The organism is Puniceicoccus vermicola (genome assembly GCF_014230055.1).
GTDB lineage: Bacteria > Verrucomicrobiota > Verrucomicrobiia > Opitutales > Puniceicoccaceae > Puniceicoccus > Puniceicoccus vermicola.
Genome location: NZ_JACHVA010000142.1, coordinates 1 through 19,006, shown reverse-complemented (window position 1 = coordinate 19,006; position 19,006 = coordinate 1). Strand labels below are relative to the sequence as shown.

Below are 19,006 nucleotides of genomic sequence, written 5' to 3'. Positions count from 1 at the left end.
CAAATGCTCCGGGCATGCCGCGGAGCTTCTCCCCGGCAAATCAGCTTTACCGGGGCTCGCGAAGCTCTCAGGCGCTGTTGCGAGCTATTCCGAACCCGCACATATGTCGGAAAAGTTCGGCTACAAACCGCTATCGAAGAACTTATCCATGACGAAAAACTCCCCCTCAGGCCAGGACGACACCAGCCCAGAGTGAAGAAAAGAAGACCCAAAAAATTCCAACTTATGACCAAACCTAGACACCAAATGGTTGTTTCCCCAAGCAGACGCAAAAAGTGACACAGATCGTTCAGAAAAACGCCTTATCTAAGTGCCATTGGGAATAGACCCTTTGGAAACGCCATTACCAAAATGGCGGGATAGACGGGACTCGAACCCGCGGCCTCCGGCGTGACAGGCCGGCGCTCTAACCAACTGAGCTACTACCCCAAAGGGAAAGAGATGGAGGTTGCTTTGGAGAGAGGCTGAGTCAAGACCGTTCTCGAAAGAATTTAAAAAAAATATCTTCGCGCCAAAATTTGGGAAATGATTCGCCAGAATGGACCTGAGGCTCTACTGCATTTCTAAGCATGACGGACTCCCCTCTCCAGGCCTACTCCGCCAACCAGAAGAAGCCGAAAAAGAAGAAGTTGGTCGGCGCGCTCTTTCTGGCGATCGCCATTCAGGTAGCCCTGGTCTTCACCACCATTTTCGTCGTGGTATTGGTACCGACTGAAAAAGAGGACCCGCAATTCACTGCCAAGAAGACGATCTATCTGCCGCAGCGGAAATTGGAGCACAAGATGGCGGTCGCCGAGTTTCAGCAGGCAGCCAAGTCTCCGATGCAGATGGAGAAGATTCAGGTTTCGCGGATGACACCGAGTCAGCTCCCACAGCTCCCGGAAGTGCCTCCGATGGATTTCAGCCCGCAGCCTCCCGATACCGTTAGCCCAGTGGGCAGCACCCTCTTCGGAAGCGCAGGGATCGGCGGAATGATGCAGGGGCTCGTCGGAGAGTCCTCTTCCATCTCTTTTCTCGGCATCGAGGACAGTGCCAGCCGCGTCCTGATCGTCGTCGACGTCTCGGCCTCGGTCGTCGAAGCGATGACCGAGGCGAATATGCCCGTTACCGAAATCAAAAACGAGACCATCCGGCTGATTCGTGAGCTCAATGCCAACACCCTTTTCGGGATCATCCAGCATTCGCGGCAGTATCAAACCTTTCAGAGCTCCCTGATCCCGGCAACAGCGAACAACAAAGAGGCCGCCATTCGCTGGATGAACCAAGAGTTTCGCACCAGCGGGACTCTCCGTGGCCTCAAGTATGAGGGGGAAGACGGAGTCGGCGCCGTGCTGGAGGCGGCTTTCGACATGGAGCCCGAGGTCATTTTCCTTCTTTCCGACGGCAGCTATCAACGTACCTCGCCCGGAGGTCGGGGATATCAGAACCTGTCGTGGAACGAGCTGGAAGATCGGATCAAAGATCGTCAGTCCCAGCTTGCCGAAGAAGCTCGGATCCACACGATCGGCTTCGCCGTGGACCCGGAGGATGCCAAAGGGTTCAGCCGCCTCGCCAAGAAAAATAACGGAAAGTACCGCAGCTTTGACTGAACAAACCTATACCAGACGATACGGGGATACGGATGTCCCGATCTTTCGTCCTTCCCTCCGCCGCCGCCTGATCGTTTTTCCCGGGCTAATCCTGATCAAGCTTTGGGCTCTTACCCTGCGGATTCGAATCGATCCCCAAGAGCTGAAAAAGGCGACGTCGATCAAAGAACCGGCCATCATTATATTCTGGCACAATCACATCCTTCTCGCCGCCATCGCGAAGAAGAAGTTTAAGCGGCCTTTTCGGATGTCGGCGATCACCAGCACCAGCCGTGACGGGGCATGGCCCGCTGCCGTCTTCCAGATGCTGGGGACGACCATTATCCGGGGATCTTCACACCGCCGGGGGATACGAGCCGCCCGCGAGATGCTCGCCGTTCATAAATCAGGAGAGGATCTTTGCCTGACTCCAGATGGCTCTCGCGGCCCCATTTACCATCTTCGGCCCGGCGCCGTATTCCTCTCCAAACAGGCTCAATCTCCCCTCATTCTCGTTGGGGCCACTTTTCACCGGGCTTGGCGCCTCAATTCCTGGGATCGATTCTACCTGCCCAAACCTTTCAGTCGGATTGATATCCGCTTCCACCACATCTCCAAAGAAAAGCTACAGGAAGGCCGAACCGAGGTGGAATCCTGCGCCTTTCTTCAATCCGAGATGAACAAAATTACCGAAGACCCCCTCGTCCCGCCCCCCCAGATGTAACCACTTCCCCTCGAATCTTCAGCCATGCGATTTATGCCTCGCCCGACCGCTCTGATCACAGTTCTGGGAAAAGTCATTGCAAAACCGCTCCGAAGATCGTTTCATCAAACAAATAATTTCAAATGACTCCTTCAATGGCAGCAGAATCCTCCCCTAGCAGTTCCGGCAACGCGGATAACTTTCCTTTAACCGTATCCAACAAGATGGGCATACACGCCCGTCCGGCCGCTATGATCGTTCGCATCGCCAACCGCTTTCCGGGCGATGTCTGGGTCGAGAAGGACGGAGAAAAGGTAAATGGCAAAAGCATCATGGGCCTCATGATGTTGGCAGCAGGACCCGGTTCCGTTCTCACATTCTCCACCGACGGCGGCGACCCCGCTGAATTCAAGAAGGAGATGACCGAACTGTTCGAGAAGAAGTTCGAGGAAGCGTAAGGAGCCCTCGGAGAAGGTCTGGACTGGCCGAAACGGGTCTAGGTCCAATCCTAGACAAACGAAAGCTGGAAGGCTCAACCGAATTTGCGCACGAGCCCCCTCTTTCGAGAAAAATCGCTCTTCTTGCCACTCCAGCTCTCTCCCTTCCGGCGCAAATCGAGAGCAGGATGCTCTCGCTACCTTCTCTTCACCACCGCAAAAGACCTCCCAGGCAACCCAGCCGAAGTAGTGAGAGCTTCCAGCTCTCTCCCTTCTGACGCAAATCGAGAGCAGGATGCTCTCGCTACCTTCTCTTCACCCACCGCAAAAGGCCTACCGGGCGATCCAGCCAAAGTAGTGAGAGCTTCTAGCTCTCTCCCTTCCGACGCAAATCGAGAGCAGGATGCTCTCGCTACCTTCTCTTCACCACCGCAAAAGGCCTACCTCGGTGACCCAACCATAGTAGTGAGAGCTTCCAGCTCTCTCTCCCTTCCCACGCAAATCGAGAGCTGGAAGCTCTCGCTACCTTCTCTTCACCACCGCAAAAGACCTACCGGGCAATCAAGCCAAAGTAGTGAGAGCTTCCAGCTCTCTCACTTCCGACGCAAATCGAGAGCTGGAAGCTCTCGCTACCTTCTCTTCCCCACCGCAAAAGCCCTACCCAGGCAACCCAGCCAGAGTAGTGAGAGCTTCCAGCTCTCTCCCTTCCGACGCAAATCGAGAGCAGGATGCTCTCGCTACCTTCTCTTCACCACCGCAAAAGGCCTACCTCGGTGACCCAACCATAGTCTACCTTCTCTTCACCACCGCAAAAGACCTACCGGGCAATCAAGCCAAAGTAGTGAGAGCTTCCAGCTCTCTCACTTCCGACGCAAATCGAGAGCAGGATGCTCTCGCTACCTTCTCTTCCCCACCGCAAAAGCCCTACCCAGGCAACCCAGCCAGAGTAGTGAGAGCTTCCAGCTCTCTCCCTTCCCACGCAAATCGAGAGCAGGATGCTCTCGCTACCTTCTCTTCACCACCGCAAAAGGCCTCCCAGGCAACCCAGCCGAAGTAGTGAGAGCTTCCAGCTCTCTCCCTTCCCACGCAAATCGAGAGCTGGAAGCTCTCGCTACTTTGGCTTTCCCGTTCTTTCCGCGGGCCTAGAGTTGGAGTAGGAGCTGTCCTCCGACCGTTCCCGACTCGACGAAGCGGACGCCTACCCCCAAGAGGCGGGCTCCGATTTCTTTGCGGCTGAAGGCTTCCTTGCCGAGCTCGACATAGACCGGGAGGTCCCAGCCAATGCCGGTACGGCTGATGGTGGTTTGCGAGAAGTCGGTGAACTTCACTTTGACAAATGGGCCGGCGATTTTATCCCGCAATTCCGGACGGCTGGCGAGGTCCGCGCAAAGCTCCTCATGGAGATCCCCGACTCGCTCAATCAGTTCCTCCTCGGTCCTGATCTCTTCCGAGTAAGTTCTCTCATTACTCAAGGATTTGCGGATGCGTGACGGCTGGACCGCGCGTTCATCCTGCCCCCGGGCTTGATAGTAGAGCTCGAGACCAAACTTACCGAAGGCCTCCTCCAGAGCCTGGATCGAAAGCTCCCGCAATTCTTTGCAGGTGCTGCAGCCCATCCGCTCCAACTTTTCCTCCGCACGACGCCCTACGCCCCACAATCGACGGACCGGGAGATCCTCCATAAACTTCTCGACTCCAGAGGGGCGAATGACGAACTGGCCATTGGGTTTGCGCCAATCACTGGCGATCTTCGCCAAGAGCTTGTTCGGGGCGACTCCAGCCGAGACCGGCAGGCGGAAGGTCTTACGGATTCGCTCGCGAATCTCGGTCGCGATCTCCGTCGCCGGGCGGCCGAGCCCGGATACGTCCAAATAGGCCTCATCGAGAGAAAGCGGCTCCACCAAGGGCGTATAGGAATAAAAGATCTCGCGAATCCCCCGGGAAATTTCCCGATAGTGCTCAAATCGCGGCCGGACAAAGACCAACTCGGGACATCGCTGCAGGGCCATGAAGTTCGGCATTGCAGAACGAACCCCGAAGGAGCGCGCCTTATAATTACAGGTGCACACAACCCCGCGCCGACCGGATCCCCCGACAGCCAAGGCCACCTTGCGGAGGGCGGGATCGTCTCTCATCTCTACCGCCGCGTAAAAACAATCCATATCGACATGGATGATTTTACGCGAAGAGGAAGAAGCCAGAGAATCAGTCACCAGTGAACAACAGAACCACCGGAGAGAATTGATTCCAGATCAAAAGCGCAAGATAGACGACTGAAACGGTCAGCAGGAGAAAACCGACCGTACGGGTGAACTCGGCATATTTCTTACGGACCCTCCCGTTGAGATACTTTTTGTAAAAAGCATCCAGATTTGGGCCATCCTCATCGTAAAATACAAATCGGACACCAAACCCGGTGAAGAGGATCAGAAAACAAATTTCGAAGACGAGTAGAATGGTTTCGGCATTCATAAATTGGGGTACCGAGAGAATCTAAGACATCCGGGGCCGATAACGCAAGGAGATGACATTCTTTCTCGGGCCGACCCGCTTTCCCGTTTGCATCGTTCAGCTCGGGTCACTAGCGAGGTATTGAAACCATGCCTGAACCTAGCTTCCTCGAACAAACTCTCGGAAATCCTTATCTACTGCTCTTCCTCCTCCTCGGGGTGGGAATGGCTTTGGGCAAGATTAGTATCAAAGGGATCAATCTCGGGACCTCCGGGGTTCTTTTTCTCGCTTTGGTTGCGGGTCACTTTGGCTACACCGTTCCAGCGGCTACGGGGACCATCGGGCTCCTTCTGTTCGCCTACTGTGTGGGAGTGGGCGCCGGGAACCGCTTTTTCTCGAGCCTCAAGCGTGAGGGGATTGCCCTCCTCAAGCTCTCGGTCGTCGTCGTCCTCATCGGAACCGCTACGACCTATGCCGTAGCATGGCTGTTCAACATTCCCTTTGATCTGGCCGGAGGACTCTTCGCCGGAGCCCTGACGAGTACACCGGCTCTGGCTGCCGCCACGGAGGCTCTTTCCACCGCCGGACAATCGAACTTGGTCGTCGGATACGGGATCGCCTATCCTTTCGGGGTCATCGCCGTCGTCCTTTTCGTCCAACTGCTGCCGCGAATCCTCAAGATTGATCTTTCCCAAATGAAAGACGAGGTGAAGGATGAGGCTGACGACATCGTGCGCACCGCCCTTGTCGAAGTCACCAATCCCAATCTTGCGGGCAAGAAGATCTCCAACAGCGGCCTCGAAGAATTCGAATCCTGCACCGTTTCCCGGGTGCAAAAAGGGGCTCAGCTCGTTCCCCTCCGCTACGAAGACACTTTCTCCATCGGGCAAAAACTCTACCTCGTTGGGCGGAACCGCGAGATGAAGATTGCCATCGATTACCTCGGGGAAGAATGCAAAGAGCCCCTCGTTCGCGACGCCGAGAACGAGCGTCGACTGCTTCTCGTCACCTCCAAGAATGTGGTGGGCCGAACCATCAAAGAGATCGGACCTCTTCGCGAGCACGGGGTCATCGTCACTCGGGTCCGCCGACTCGACTACGAGTTCGCCGCTGGCAACCATACCCGCATCGAAAACGGCGATCAGATCACTGTCGTCGGTCCTCAGGAAAGCCTTGCCACTTTCTCCGACTTTGTCGGACACCGCCCACAGAGCCTCGGGGAGACCGATCTCATTTCTCTTTCCATCGGGCTCGCCCTCGGTATCCTCTTCGGCATGGTTCCTTTCGCACTGCCCGGCTCCAGCGCCATCACTCTCGGTCTGGCGGGCGGTCCTCTCCTGGTCGGATTAATCTTGGGACACTTCGGAAAGGTAGGAAAAATCACGGGCTACATCCCCCGACCGACCCGGCTGTTGTTGCAAGAGTTCGGGCTCGCGCTCTTTCTCGCTTCAGCGGGAATCAAGGGGGGAATGAACATCGTCGAGACTCTGATGACTCAAGGGTGGACACTTTTGGTCGCTGGCATGCTGATCGTAATCGTTCCGCTCTGCCTCGCCTATTTCGTCTGCCGTAAATTCCTGAAATTGAATTTCCTTCAAACCTTAGGCGGTGCTTGTGGGGCCATGACCTCGACCCCCGCCCTCGGTGTGATCAGTTCCAAGACCGAGTCGCCGGTCCCGGTGATCAGCTATGCCACGGCCTATCCGGCTGCATTGATCTTGATGACCGTGTTTGCGAAAATGATTGTCAGCACCACCTAGTCACCAATGAGCCGCGATCTCCCAGACTCACGGCCCCCTGCGGCTGAGATCCGAACGGAAACCGTCGACGGGCTATCTCGCATCCTCTACTCCGGCCCCTTCACGATTCATGGCGAATCGCCAGCGATCCCATCACTCGAAGGATTGACCGATTCAAGAGCTCCCGTCGAACTCGATGGATCGGCCGTCACTCATTGGGATAGTTCTCTGATCCTCTGCCTCTGCCGCACGCAGGAAGCGCTCGCTGAACAAGGTACGAAGACCGAGCTAGCGGGATTCCCCGATTCGATCACCCCCCTGCTCGACCGGGCCAACTCCGCCCGCCAGAGCGAGGCTACGGATACACCGCCTGAGAAAGATTCGTTTATCCACATTCTGGGGGACAAGGGGATCCAATTCTACAACGGATTCCGGGATTTTCTGAACTTTATCGGTGAAACCGCCCAAAGCTTCGGTCGACTCGTCCGGGGGAAAGCAGTCTACCAGAAATCCGACCTGTTGAACCTCCTCTGGGAGAACACCGGGCGCTCGATCGGAATCGTTTTTCTCATCAGCTTCCTGACCGGATTGATTCTCGCCTTCGTCGGGGCGATCCAACTTTCGAAATTCGGGGCGGATATTTTCGTCGCCGATCTGGTTTCCATCGCCATGTTCCGGGAGATGGGAGCCATGATGACGGGGGTCATCCTCGCCGGACGCACAGGCTCAGCCTTCGCCGCCCAGATCGGAAGTATGAAGGCCAATAACGAGCTCAACGCTCTGCAGACCATGGGCATCTCGGCCTTTGACTTCATTGTCCTTCCCCGTCTCGCCACCCTCTCGATCATGATGCCCGTTCTCGCCTTTATGGCGGGCCTCTCCGGGATCTTCGGAGGGATGATCGTCTCGGTCGGGTTCATGGATATTTCCGCGATCCAGTTCCTGACTCAGACGGCCAGCGCCATCACCGGCACCAGTTTTTTTAGCGGCATCGGCAAAAGCGTCGTCTTCGGAGGAATCATCGCCATGACTGGTTGCTTCCGCGGCATGGCCGCCGGATCCAGCGCCGAATCAGTGGGGAACGCCGCCACCTCCTCCGTGGTCACTTCCATCGTCCTGATCATCGTCGCTGACGCAATCTTCGCCGTCCTCTTCAACATTTACGGAATTTGAGCACAACCGAACCAGACACCGCCGATATCCTTACCCAGGACCTCTCGATCGGGTACTCCGGCAAGGCCATCATGGAGGGTATCAATCTCGGCATCCGCAAAGGAGAGATTTTCTTCATCATGGGAGGGAGCGGATCCGGCAAGAGCACACTGCTCAAAACGCTGATCGGATTGATTCCTCCTGTCTCCGGCTCCATCTACTACGGCGATCGTGAGTTCACCGAGGAGGACCACGAAATGCAGCAGTCGATCCTCCGCAATACCGGTGTTCTCTATCAAGGAGGAGCCCTCTTCAGCTCCATGACCCTGCTCGAGAACGTCGCCCTCCCGCTGCGGATCCACACAAAACTGACTGAGAAGGACATCCTCGAGCTCGCCGGCTACAAGCTCGGCCTTGTCGAGCTCGGCAGCGCCCTTCACAAATTTCCACACGAAATCAGCGGGGGTATGATTAAACGGGCTGGCCTCGCCCGTGCCCTCGCGCTCGATCCCAGCATCCTTTATTTCGACGAGCCCTCTGCTGGTCTCGATCCGCTAACTTCCCGCCAGCTCGACGAAACAATCCTCGAACTAAACCAAAGCCTGAATACGACCACGGTGATCGTCTCCCACGAATTGGAGAGCATCTTTACCCTCGCCCACCGTGCCGTTTTTCTCGATGCTCGCACCCGCCGTCAAATGGAAGTGGGAAATCCTAAAGAGATGAAAATGACATCAAGCCACGAGGAAATCCGCGACTTCCTCAATCGACGTAAGCCTGGAGGAGAATCCGCCACATGAACCAACGTAAATTGAAGTTCCGCATCGGGCTTTTCCTCTTCCTCTCGGGCTCTCTCTTCGTCGGAAGCCTGTTTTTCTTCGGACTCACCGACTTTTTCGAGAAGAAAACCCACTTCGTCTCCTTCTTCAACGAATCGGTTCGCGGCCTGAACAAAGGTTCCCGGGTACGTTTCCGCGGAGTGGAAATCGGTCAAGTCGATGAAATCCGCCTGAGCCTCGACGACGCCTCGACTCCCCCCGGCATCCCGGTTATTTACGAGGTCGATATCAGCCGCCTCCAGAACAAACTCGGAGTCTCGGTCGCTATCTCCGAAAAGAAGAACTACGAAGCGGCTATACGCAACGGTCTTACGGCGAAGCTCGAAAACAGCAGCATGGTCACTGGTCAGCTCTACATCGACCTCGACTACCGACCGCCGAACTCCGTAAACGAGTCTCCGAAAGTCTTCGACGGGAACCTCAACTACATTCCCTCGGTACCCTCCCTCCTGGCAGATGTCACCGACCAGATGGTGAAGATCGTCAACGACGTCAGCCAGATCAACTTTCCTGAGATGAGCCAAAATCTCAACCAGATGATCGTGACCATCAACGACACCTTGGAAAGTTTCAAGTCCAGCGGCACCGCGAAAAATCTTAACGACACCCTTCTCTCGATTAAGAACTTCGTCGATTCCGGAGAAATCCAGAAGACGGCCCAACAATTCGGCGGCACCGCCGATTCTCTCAACGAGTTTATCACGAACCTGAATAAGGGCGAGGGCACTCTCGGCGAACCTCTCGCCAAGACGCTCAACCAGATGGCGCTCACCGCCGTTTCTCTCGACAAGATCAGCAACAGTTTTTCGACGATGTTCGACAGCTACACCGGTCCCGTTGCCGATCTGGAGCGGACTCTCTCCGACATCCAGGAAACCACGCTCGCATTCCAGTCTCTCCTGGAGTTCATTCGACGCCATCCCAACGCTCTCATATTCGGAAGACAAACACCATGATTCGATCCTCTCTTAGCCTCTTAGCAGTCCTCTTCCTCTGCTCTTGCGCAAATCTACAGCCGGTCAACGACCAAGCCAAACCGGCGACCTTGATCCTCCCGCATGAGGTCTCGCCGGACACCGAATACGCCGCCCCCGTCTTCAGCATCTCGCTCCCCAGCTACATGAACGAGAGCACGGTCTGGTATGCCGACGAAAACGGATCCCTCACCTCCCTGCCGAACTTCATCTGGGCCGAGTCTCTCTCCCGCGCCCTTCAACGCGAGATGGCTTTGGCCCTCTCACAGAAAGAGCCTTACCCGCCCAACCAGCGGGTTGAAATCACGTTCGCTCGATTCATCCTTCTTAGTGACGGCTCGGGTCTTTCCATCTGCGAACTGATCTTCTCCTCCACCGACACCTCCGAAATTTTCCCAATTTCTAAAGTTTTGGTAAAAAATATCTGGGATCCAGAGGCTCCAGCCTCTTATCTTAAGGGATATCAAACTCTCTTACAGTCCACCGTCAGCGAAATCCTAAAAGTTTTCCCGCGTCCAACCTCTGAAACTTCTCAGCATTCTCAAACCTCCGAGTGAAAACGATCGGCAAATTTCGACTCCTCGGCCTGATTCCTCTGGCCATCCTTCCTCTTCTTCTTTTCCAGCTCACTCCTTCCCAAGGAGAGACTGCCGAAGATGAGAAGATCACCCCGTTGACGGGATACCGCTTTGTCTCCGACCGAGCCTTTGACCCCCTCCCAACCGAGCCGAAGGAAGGAGCGACCGTCACCGTGAACGGAATCGCACCTCCCGTGCCCGCAGAAGAGACTCCCGCCCCCTACGGAGCCGATGAACTTTTCCCCGTCGACTTGCCGCCCGCCAAGCCAAAATCTGCCGCAAGCCTCTCCCCCGAGACCACCCCAGGAACCCAACCGATCGTCGAGACAAACTCCCCGCCTCCGGAAAGCGTTCCGGCAGCGAAAAACGATACCGCGCCCCCAAAAGCTGCGGCCACCACTGCCGCGACCTCCGCAGCTACCGAACCGCCAGCGAGCCGTCCACAGACGGTAACCGCCGACGCCCAGCGCACCCCGCCAAATACCGACGAATCCCTCGTATTTCCTCTCACCTTGGAGATTCCCGGTTACGATCCAAATGCAATTCCGACCGAGACCGCTCCTGCCGCCTCCGCCTCGTCCCAGTCGGGCTCAATGGATTATCGCAATCAGGTGGATAGCGTTGAGCCGATGCTGAAAATTTCTTCTCCCTCCGTCGTTGGAGTCGGGGCCACCCTTGCCGGATCCCAGTCGGACATCTATATGGATGCCCTCGTCCCCTTCTGGCAGTCGAGGTCGGACTACGTCCACACCATCGCTTTCTTCGTTCCGCGCATCGCGACGACTGAGGACATCATGACCACCGCCTCTCTCGGTCTCGGCATCCGCACCCTTCACGGTGAGGGATCCTTCATGGGAGGAGACTTTCCGTGGATCTTCGGTGCAAACGTCTTCTACGATTTCACTCACGCCGTCAGCAACTACGACTACAATCAAGTCGGCGCCGGGATCGAATGGATGTCGCCCTTTCTCGACCTTCGGATAAACGGCTATCTACCGGAGAGCACGGAGAACAAGGTCGACGAAACCTCCCGCACCAGCTCTTCAACATCCTCCTCGACCACCTCATCGACGTCCTACGGCTCCCTCTACGCCAGAAATCACAGCGTCTACCAACCCTTCACCACCACCACCACCACCAATTTCCAGCGGACGACCACCACGCAGTTCTTCGAACAGTATGAGCGGGCTCTACAAGGGTTTGATGGGGAGGCCGGGATTCTGCTTCCCGAGAAATACACCCTCTTTCCGGTCCGGTTCTACGGAGGTTTTTACTCCTTCGATAATCCCTACGGCGACGACATCGTCGGTCCGAAGGCACGCATCGAAGCCCGCCCCTTTTCCTTTCTTCTCCTCGACGCCTCCTGGTATCAGGACGAAGAACTCCTCGGCTCGACGTGGTATCTGGGAGCCCGTGCCAGCATGACCATCGGCGGTGGCCCGGTCCCCCCCGTCACCTCCAAACCGTTGCACGACACGACCGAAGGTCCCAAAACCGAAGCGTACAACCCCTACGCTTCGTTCCAGTCCCGGCTCGTCGAACGCATTCCACGCAACTACCAAGCCGTCCTCACCACCTCACCCTTTCTGGAAAACATCGGACGCCGCCAAATCTCCGTCTCCCGCTACTCCACCTCGAGCGAAACCTCTGGTCAGATTACCGTCGCATCCCGTCTGATCTTCGTCAACGCCGCTCGCGGGTCCGCAACTGGCAACGGCACCTGGCAGAATCCTCAAAACAGCATCCAAGGCGGGGCCAATCTCGCCATCGCCAACCTCGGCAGCTCCGGCCAAATCTGGACAGTATGGACTCAAGGAGGCGTTGGCCCCTACAACGAGGACATTACCGTCACGGACAGCGTTCGCTTCACCTCCAGCTCCATTCCCATCACCGGCCGGGGCGGACAAACCTTTGGCGGCACCGGGGATGGCCCAATTGTCCAGGGTGGTTTCCTCTTCGGCTCCCTTCCTGGGACTCCCGCCTCGCCCTCCATCCCCGTCGGAAGCGTTCAGGGCTATGAGATTACCGGAGGCCATTCGGCCGCCAGCTTCGCTGGCATCACTTTCGTCAACGTCGAGGTCGCCAACGCCTCCCGCAACCGCATCGACACCATCGGCGGCACCGGAATTGAAGTCGTCAACACCGGAACCACCGCCACCTCGGGCACCTTTGCCTCCAACGGAATCTTCAACACCGGAGGCGACGCGATACACTTCGACCTCGCCGATGATAGTGAGAGTCGATACACCGTCGCCGACTCCGGGTTTGAAAACCTCACTGGCAACGGCGTCCGCATCGACGCCACCGACTCAGCCACCTACGACATCACCGTAGCCCGCTCAGGAGCCTCTGGTCTCGCCAACGCCGGAATCTTCCTCAACGCCGAGGACGATTCCTCCGGCTCCCTCACCGTTTCCAACTCGACCTTCGACGGCGGCGGAGTCGATGTCGAAACCACTGAAAACGCCGAAGCCACCCTCGCCGTATCCGGCACTCTTTTCGAGAACGATCCGAACAACGTCTTTACTCTCACAGCCACCGATTCCTCGTCGCTGACCTCGTCCATCCGCAACAACGTCCTTGAGGACAACCAGTCCGCCCTTGACCTCGAAGTGACGGGAACAGCCGTCACTGATACCACCTTTAGCGGAAACTCCGTGACCAACAGCACAAACAACGCCGTCGTTGGACGGTTTGAGGGAACGGGTACTCAAGACTTTACCGTGACTGGGAACGAAATTTCCTCAATCGATGGAGACGCCATCACCGCCCGCTCAATCAGCGGAACCGTCAATACCACCGTATCGAACAACACCATCGACACCGCAACCAATCGGGCGATCGTTCTCCGCGCCTCCCAAGGTTCTACGATGAAGGCCACTGTCTCCGGCAACGGCACCTCCAACACTTCCAACGGCGGAATCCTCATCCGCGCCTCTGGTTCCTCCAGTATGGATGCGACCGCCTCCAACAACGTCGTCGCCAAATCCGGTGACTACGGCATTCAGGTGCAAGGGGCGAATGCCAGTAACGCGAGCGTCATCCTCAGTGGGAACACCATCCGCGAGACTGTTTCCGCGGCGATCAACATCCTGGGCTCCAACAACGCCCTCGTCGCCGTGTTGGCCCAAGCCAACGCCATCACCGACAGCACCACGACTGGCATCCAAGCCGACGCCTCCAACCGGTCCCTCGTCAGCCTCACCGCCTCCAATAATAACATTACCAACACCACCCAGGAAGGCATCCTTTTCACCGGCCGGGATAACTCGTCCAGCCGTTTCGAGGCCCGTTCGAATCTGATAGCCTCCACGGGCAACGCCAGCGGCATTCGCACCTCTTTCTTCGGGAACCACGACACAGAAGTGATCATCGCTACGAACCTCATCGGACCCTCGGCCCAGCAGGGTGTCCAGATCGACACCAGCGACAACACCACTGCTGACTTCACCCTCCAGGGCAACCGCATCAACGACTCCTCTCAGGATGCCATCCGGATGACTCTTTACAGCACCGAAGATCAGACCGTCGCCCTCTACGAAAACAACCTTCAACGCAACGGAGCCCGCGGCATCAATCTGATCACCCAAGGCCCCAAGGAAGTCTCCATCTACAACAATACCATCGGAACTACCGGAGGTGCCGCTGTCCGCGCCCGTATGGAATCCGGTGGCCTCACCCTCAGGGGTGCCAGCCTAGGCAACAACGTCTACAACGACGCCACCCCCGTCCCCTTCGACGACTCCGGCACAGCCCCCTATACCGGCGGTGATGGCGTCATGATCAACAACGTCATCTACCCCTAAGGCGCCCGCTACCACAGGCTGCCAGCCTGTGAGGATCCCGCGCTTCAAAAAGCAGATCTATCTCCTATTTGATTGGCCGAGGAGAAAGCATAAGATGTAATCTGTTCTTAGATTAAAATCTAGAATGTCAGTATCCTACCCAATTATTGCTTTATTTGCGGTGCTTTCGCTCTGGCAAGTCGCGTTGGGCGCAAAGGCCCCCAGTTCGTTTGCATACATCCTGCAAGCCAACTCCCTCAACAATGACAAAGCCGATGCCATAGCGGAACTCGCTCACTGCAAACGCGATTGGATCATCCTCGATTTGGACTTCAGCGAAGATATGCCGTGGAATCGCGAGGATCTCGATCACATTCGAGCAGGAAAATCGGGTCGCAAGATGATCGCCTACATTTCTATCGGTGAGGCGGAAGACTACCGCCCATACTGGCGTAAAGAGTGGAGTCGCAATGGCGAACTCACCGCTGCGGCACCGTCATGGCTAGGCACCGAAAATCCAGACTGGGAAGGCAATTATCGCGTCAATTATTGGGACAGCCAATGGCAAAGCATTATCCTGGGATCCATCGACAGCGCATTTGAACAGGGCTTTGACGGCGTCTATCTCGACATAATCGATGGCTTTGAATCGTTTGAGGAGAGTGATGGCGAATACCTCGATAACCGAATCAATCCCGAGACAAAACAAAGCTACCGTCGGGACATGGTCGACTGGGTAAAAACCGTCGCCGATCGAGCGCGCGCGAAGAAATCCGACGCGCTCATCATCCCGCAAAATGGTTCGCAGCTGTTGGCGAATAAGGACTATGTCGATACTATCAGCGCCATTGGAATCGAAGACCTTTTTACAGATGGCAATAAGCTCCAACCGAAGCAGCACACACGCATGGTTCTCGAATACTTGAAAGTGATCTTCACAGAGCAGAAGCCCGTACTGGTCATTGAGTATCCGAAGAACGCAAAGCGCCAAGCCTACGTCACAAAACAGACAGAAGCATACCCTATAACTCTACTAATCACCGACCGGGACCTAGAAACCCTGGGCGAGTCTGAAAAGTGATACTGGCATTCAGGGAGAGCCGTATCTTCAAATATACTCCCGAGCGATTGGATAAATCCTCCGATAATTGGATCTTTCATATCGGAAGGATGTTCGTATCCGATGCGATATCGCCGATAGGCTTCACCCGAGTGAGTCGAACCCATTAAGCACCCCTCCCCCTCCAGCTACCTCTTAAGCGGACATCATCGGTCTCCGGCGAAATCAGACCGCGTAAGAGAGAAGAGCCAGCTTTGCTGGGAACCGTTTCTGAACGCTCATTGACGCTTATGGGAAGAGAAATGCTGAGAACGAAATAAACTGCAGATTTCAGATTCAGCTCCATCTTATTAGCGAGCATTAGCGAAAATTAGCGGTTTCCGGCTACGCCGGAATGCGTGGGAGAAGAGACAGTTTAGGAACGCTCATTATTTCAAAAGGAGGAGAACGCACCGTCCCCATGCCACGCTCCTCAAACCTGCTCCCGGCCTCACGGAAATTCTTGTTCCTTCTCTCCGAACCTGAAAGCCTTTTCCCCACTCATGGCTCGCAAACGCAAACAAGAAGACGAAGGCCCGAAGAAAAAGGCCATTTATACCCTTAAGCTCGATGAAGAACAGAGGGAGAAGCTCCGGGGTATCCTGGAGAACGGTCCCTACCTCGATTTCGAAGTCGCCTATGCCGATTTCGCCTACAAGGCCGAGAATTTCAACGTCGTCTGCTATACCAGCGGAAAGGTGGTCGTTCAGGGCAAAGGGACCGAAGATTTTGTCACCGATATTCTTGAACCGGAAGTCACCGGCGATCCCCGGCTGGGATACGACGAAATTCACCATCCCGAATGGTTCGAACCTCATGCGGGTCTCGATGAGAGCGGGAAGGGAGACCTGTTTGGCCCCCTTGTGGTGGCTTGTGTCATCGCCGATGGAACCGCGGTCCGTCACTGGCGGGAGAACGGAATTCAGGACAGTAAGAGTATTGCCTCCGACGCCCGTATCTTCGCGTTGGAGAAAGAAATCCGCAAGACGGACGGCGTTGTCGTCAAGACCCTCCACATGGGCATGGAGAAGTACAACACCCTCTACAAAAAGTTTGGCTCAAACACGAACCGCCTTCTGGCCTGGATGCACTCCACCGTGCTCAAAGAAGCCTTTGCGGTAAAACCAGTGGAATGGGGGATGCTCGACCAATTCTCCAAGCAACCGCTAGTCCAGCGCAACCTGAAGGACGTCCCGATCGACCTCCGGATGATGACCAAGGCCGAATCCGACCCGGTCGTTGCTGCAGCGTCCATCGTCGCCCGAGCCCTCTACGTGCGCCAGATGTCCGACCTTTCCAAAGAAGCCGGAGAACCCCTTCTCAAGGGCGCCAGTGCCCAAGTAAAGCAACAGGCGGTGCGCATCGTCAAAAAGTTCGGCCCTGACGCCCTCCCCCGCTTCGCCAAGATCAATTTCAAAACCTCGAACGAGGCCATCGCCCTCGCCGAAGATTCATAAAAATCCCGGAGAGAAGAGCCAGCTGAGCTGGCTACCGCTTGCGGGCGCTCATTGACGCTTATGGGGAGGAGAATCCAGAGAACGAACGAACCCGTTTCCCCCATTCTCACTATCTCATGAACAAATATCAGCGTGAATACGCCGATTCCGGACTGTGCGGGAGAGGGACCGCGGTCGCTTGCTCATCAGGTTAGATTCTCTGCGATTTTCGAACCTCATTGATCTCTATCTCCTTCGGAGAACTCTTTCCAGAGGTTGATCATCCCCGAATCTTCGTCCGTAATTCAATTGTGAGCTTTTCACTGCAATTCCTTACCCGCATCCTCCTCTTGATGAGCACCTTCGAATTTCTCTCTGCTTCCCCTGTCGAATTCTACCTCGGGACATATACCGAAGGGCAATCGGAAAGGGGGATTTATCGGGGGAGTCTGTCCCCTGAATCGGGTGAGCTCGGGCCAATGCAACTGGTCGCGGAGACCGATAATCCTAGCTATCTTTGCCTATCCCCCGATCGACATTTCCTTTATGCTGTTGTCGAAAGCCAGGATGCGGAGGTAAAGGCTTTTCGACGGAACTCCGACGGCTCTCTTGTCGTCCTGAACCAACAACCTAGCGAAGGGAAAGGCTCCTGCCACATTTCGACCGATCCTGAGGGTCGAGTCCTCTTCGTCGCCAACTACAGCACCGGCAACATTGCCAGCTACCCGATTCTTCCGGACGGTTCCATTGGAGGACGAGCCTCCTTGATTCAATTCATCGGCGAAGGTCCCAATGAGAAACGACAGAAGAGTCCCCACGCCCACTCGGTGGTCCCCTCCCCTGACGGACAGTTTCTCTACGCCTGCGATCTCGGAAGCGACAAAATCTGGATATTTCAAATCGATCCGACAACAGGCGAGCTAGCGGCGGCGAAAGCACCATTTACCCTGGTTCCTCCGGGGTCAGGTCCGCGACACATCGTCCTCTCGGCAGACGGACAGTATGCCTACGTGAATAATGAGATGGGATTGAGCACTTCGGTATTTTCCCGAGACCCAAGCAATGGTTCCCTCGAACTCCTGGAGACGGTCCCGACCCGAATGAATCCCAGCGTTTCCGCCAATGGTCTCTCCAGCGCCGCGATCCTCCTCCACCCGAATGGGCAATGGCTCTACGTCACCAGCCGCGGCAATGACACGGTCTCGCAATACTCCATCAATCCACAAGATGGCACTCTCACGCTCGTTGAGGAGGTGCCTGCCGGCGTCGAGATTCCACGAGGGGCAGCAATTGATCCAAGTGGACAGTGGCTTCTCGTCGCGGGACAAAATGACCACCGCATCGTTTCTCTTTCGATCCATCCAGAAACAGGAGTTCTGGCCAGCCCGAAATTTGAGTCAAGGGCTCCTAAACCTGTCTGCATCTCTTTCTAGGCCGCGTGGACAAATTCTCAACGGACAGAAGAATTTTCTAACAATTTATGTTGCAACGAGATGTAGTTTTGTCATTGTTCATCCGTGACAACATACAGGTCGGACGAAATGCCTCTCGCAGTTCGCGAGGAGCTAAAAAAATTAACAACCTATATCGCACTGAGGTAGGAAGCCACCGAGGGCGTCCGGTTGGAAACCTTGACGCTACGCTCAATGGGATTTGGTGGATATTGTGCACGGGCTCGATTTGGAATCAGTTGCCTGAACGTTATGGAAAATGGAACAGTGTTTGGCGGTGTTTTCGCCGCTGGTGTGGTTCAGGCATGTGGGGATGGATTCTGCAGAATCTTACGGAACAGCACTCTGACTACGAAATCGCCTTGATGCTGGACGGCTCCCATATCAAGGCTCATCAGGACGCTTCCCGGAGTCCCTTAGATTCTGAACAACAAAAACTTGGAAAAACCAAAGGTGGCAGAAATACAAAACTCTCTGCTGTGGTAAATCTTGCCGGAAGAGCCGTTTCCCTTGTCTTGGTTCCCGGCAATGAACACGACAGTGTCAGTGCCATCGAAACCCTTCCCAAGAACTTGAAAGCCAAGTTCGTTCTCGCCGACAAGGCCTATGATGCCAACCGCATCAGAAGTCATATTGAATCGGCGGGAGGGTTCTGCGTCATCCCTCCTAAAGCGAATCGAAAAGAGACGATCTCTTACGACAAGGAAATCGGTAGGCTTCGAAGAATCGTCGAAAACTTCTTCTGCAGAATAAAATCATACAGAAGAGTCGCTACACGATACGAGCAACTCCCC

At 55.7% G+C, this 19,006-nt stretch carries 16 protein-coding genes and 1 tRNA gene; 14 read left to right on the top strand and 3 right to left on the bottom strand.

What is annotated here, in order from left to right; genetic code table 11:
* The coding region (locus tag H5P30_RS21940; protein WP_221774369.1) for a hypothetical protein at positions 1-196 on the top strand (196 nt) is incomplete at its 5' end.
* Positions 197-352: 156 nt separating this feature from the next.
* On the opposite strand, the gene H5P30_RS21225 is transcribed toward H5P30_RS21940, so the two are convergent.
* Positions 353-429 (bottom strand) — tRNA-Asp (locus H5P30_RS21225).
* 140 nt (positions 430-569) lie between these two features.
* Between H5P30_RS21225 and H5P30_RS21220 the strand changes: the two genes are divergently transcribed.
* The 3 genes from H5P30_RS21220 to H5P30_RS22350 all read left to right on the top strand — a co-directional run bounded on the left by H5P30_RS21220 (position 570) and on the right by H5P30_RS22350 (position 2,729).
* Positions 570-1,589: a vWA domain-containing protein gene (locus tag H5P30_RS21220; RefSeq protein ID WP_185694923.1), complete on the top strand. Its 1,020-nt coding sequence runs from the start codon at positions 570-572 to the stop codon at positions 1,587-1,589.
* Positions 1,582-2,292, top strand: a complete 711-nt coding sequence (locus H5P30_RS21215; protein ID WP_185694922.1) for a lysophospholipid acyltransferase family protein — start codon at positions 1,582-1,584, stop codon at positions 2,290-2,292. Before H5P30_RS21220 ends, H5P30_RS21215 begins: the two co-directional genes overlap by 8 nt.
* Before the next feature lie 134 nt (positions 2,293-2,426).
* The gene (locus H5P30_RS22350; protein ID WP_185694921.1) at positions 2,427-2,729 is read left to right on the top strand and encodes an HPr family phosphocarrier protein; all 303 of its coding nucleotides are present in this window, start codon (positions 2,427-2,429) and stop codon (positions 2,727-2,729) included.
* Between the two features lie 1,121 nt (positions 2,730-3,850).
* Here H5P30_RS22350 and dinB read toward each other — a convergent pair.
* Both dinB and H5P30_RS21200 read right to left on the bottom strand, forming a co-directional pair.
* Entirely contained in the window at positions 3,851-4,924 is a 1,074-nt protein-coding gene (gene dinB / locus H5P30_RS21205; protein WP_185694925.1) for a DNA polymerase IV, read from the bottom strand.
* Positions 4,914-5,180 (bottom strand): hypothetical protein, encoded by a 267-nt coding sequence (locus H5P30_RS21200; protein ID WP_185694920.1) that lies wholly within the window; start codon positions 5,178-5,180, stop codon positions 4,914-4,916. Before H5P30_RS21200 ends, dinB begins: the two co-directional genes overlap by 11 nt.
* A 128-nt stretch (positions 5,181-5,308) precedes the next feature.
* Between H5P30_RS21200 and H5P30_RS21195 the strand changes: the two genes are divergently transcribed.
* From H5P30_RS21195 to H5P30_RS21150, 10 genes are all read left to right on the top strand, one after another.
* Positions 5,309-6,919, top strand: coding sequence for an aspartate:alanine exchanger family transporter (locus H5P30_RS21195; protein WP_185694919.1), 1,611 nt, complete (start codon positions 5,309-5,311; stop codon positions 6,917-6,919).
* A gap of 6 nt (positions 6,920-6,925) precedes the next feature.
* Positions 6,926-8,071, top strand: a complete 1,146-nt coding sequence (locus H5P30_RS21190) for an ABC transporter permease (protein ID WP_185694918.1) — start codon at positions 6,926-6,928, stop codon at positions 8,069-8,071.
* Positions 8,068-8,850, top strand: coding sequence for an ABC transporter ATP-binding protein (locus H5P30_RS21185; protein ID WP_221774431.1), 783 nt, complete (start codon positions 8,068-8,070; stop codon positions 8,848-8,850). Before H5P30_RS21190 ends, H5P30_RS21185 begins: the two co-directional genes overlap by 4 nt.
* The gene (locus H5P30_RS21180; protein WP_185694917.1) at positions 8,847-9,845 is read left to right on the top strand and encodes an MlaD family protein; all 999 of its coding nucleotides are present in this window, start codon (positions 8,847-8,849) and stop codon (positions 9,843-9,845) included. Before H5P30_RS21185 ends, H5P30_RS21180 begins: the two co-directional genes overlap by 4 nt.
* Positions 9,842-10,420 carry an ABC-type transport auxiliary lipoprotein family protein gene (locus H5P30_RS21175; protein WP_185694916.1) on the top strand — a complete coding sequence of 193 codons (579 nt, stop codon included), beginning with the start codon at positions 9,842-9,844 and terminating at the stop codon, positions 10,418-10,420. The genes H5P30_RS21180 and H5P30_RS21175 overlap by 4 nt, the downstream gene beginning before the upstream one ends.
* Complete coding sequence (locus H5P30_RS21170; RefSeq protein ID WP_185694915.1) at positions 10,417-14,247, top strand: inverse autotransporter beta domain-containing protein; 3,831 nt, start codon at positions 10,417-10,419, stop codon at positions 14,245-14,247. The genes H5P30_RS21175 and H5P30_RS21170 overlap by 4 nt, the downstream gene beginning before the upstream one ends.
* A gap of 124 nt (positions 14,248-14,371) precedes the next feature.
* Positions 14,372-15,307 carry an MJ1477/TM1410 family putative glycoside hydrolase gene (locus H5P30_RS21165; protein WP_185694914.1) on the top strand — a complete coding sequence of 312 codons (936 nt, stop codon included), beginning with the start codon at positions 14,372-14,374 and terminating at the stop codon, positions 15,305-15,307.
* Between the two features lie 521 nt (positions 15,308-15,828).
* Positions 15,829-16,782 (top strand): ribonuclease HIII, encoded by a 954-nt coding sequence (gene rnhC / locus H5P30_RS21160; protein ID WP_185694913.1) that lies wholly within the window; start codon positions 15,829-15,831, stop codon positions 16,780-16,782.
* Positions 16,783-17,072: 290 nt separating this feature from the next.
* Positions 17,073-18,194 (top strand): beta-propeller fold lactonase family protein, encoded by a 1,122-nt coding sequence (locus H5P30_RS21155; RefSeq protein ID WP_185694912.1) that lies wholly within the window; start codon positions 17,073-17,075, stop codon positions 18,192-18,194.
* A gap of 47 nt (positions 18,195-18,241) precedes the next feature.
* Positions 18,242-19,006: IS5 family transposase (locus tag H5P30_RS21150; protein ID WP_185693583.1), on the top strand; the 765-nt coding region annotated here is incomplete at its 3' end.

What these genes read in the sequence shown, in the direction of transcription:
- H5P30_RS22350 (WP_185694921.1), top strand. Translation starts at nt 2,427, where the DNA reads ATGGCAGCAGAATCCTCCCCTAGCAGTTCCGGCAACGCGGATAACTTT.
- H5P30_RS21175 (WP_185694916.1), top strand. Translation starts at nt 9,842, where the DNA reads ATGATTCGATCCTCTCTTAGCCTCTTAGCAGTCCTCTTCCTCTGCTCT.
- H5P30_RS21190 (WP_185694918.1), top strand. Translation starts at nt 6,926, where the DNA reads ATGAGCCGCGATCTCCCAGACTCACGGCCCCCTGCGGCTGAGATCCGA.
- H5P30_RS21200 (WP_185694920.1), bottom strand. Translation starts at nt 5,180, where the DNA reads ATGAATGCCGAAACCATTCTACTCGTCTTCGAAATTTGTTTTCTGATC.
- H5P30_RS21220 (WP_185694923.1), top strand. Translation starts at nt 570, where the DNA reads ATGACGGACTCCCCTCTCCAGGCCTACTCCGCCAACCAGAAGAAGCCG.
- H5P30_RS21165 (WP_185694914.1), top strand. Translation starts at nt 14,372, where the DNA reads ATGTCAGTATCCTACCCAATTATTGCTTTATTTGCGGTGCTTTCGCTC.
- H5P30_RS21180 (WP_185694917.1), top strand. Translation starts at nt 8,847, where the DNA reads ATGAACCAACGTAAATTGAAGTTCCGCATCGGGCTTTTCCTCTTCCTC.
- rnhC (WP_185694913.1), top strand. Translation starts at nt 15,829, where the DNA reads ATGGCTCGCAAACGCAAACAAGAAGACGAAGGCCCGAAGAAAAAGGCC.
- H5P30_RS21195 (WP_185694919.1), top strand. Translation starts at nt 5,309, where the DNA reads ATGCCTGAACCTAGCTTCCTCGAACAAACTCTCGGAAATCCTTATCTA.